Raw genomic sequence first — 259 nt, 5'->3', positions numbered from 1 at the left:
CGACCACCCGGCGCCGACCCGACCGCAGGGCTGGATGAGCGACGGCGTGTGGAGCGTGTTCCTGAGCGCCGATCGTATGTACTCCTCGCGCCGCGCGCCCTTCCTCGTGACCGAGACGAACGCGGGCGCGATCAACGCATCGAACGTCTCGGAGCCCGGCTGGGACGGCCAGTGGCGCCAGGCGGCGTGGGCGATGATCTCGCGCGGCGCCCGCCTCATCGAGTACTGGCACTGGCACACGGCCCACTTCGGCACCGAG

At 71.4% G+C, this 259-nt stretch carries 1 protein-coding gene; it reads left to right on the top strand.

Annotation, left to right across the window (positions count from 1 at the left end; genetic code table 11):
- Positions 1 to 34 precede the first annotated feature (34 nt).
- On the top strand, positions 35 to 259 hold a 225-nt coding region (locus tag SB754_RS21215), incomplete at its 3' end, for a beta-galactosidase (RefSeq protein ID WP_410784315.1).

The organism is Leifsonia sp. SIMBA_070 (assembly GCF_046534635.1).
Classification (GTDB): domain Bacteria; phylum Actinomycetota; class Actinomycetes; order Actinomycetales; family Microbacteriaceae; genus Leifsonia.
Note: the sequence above shows the minus strand (reverse complement) of the source record. Positions and strands in the feature narration are given on the sequence as shown.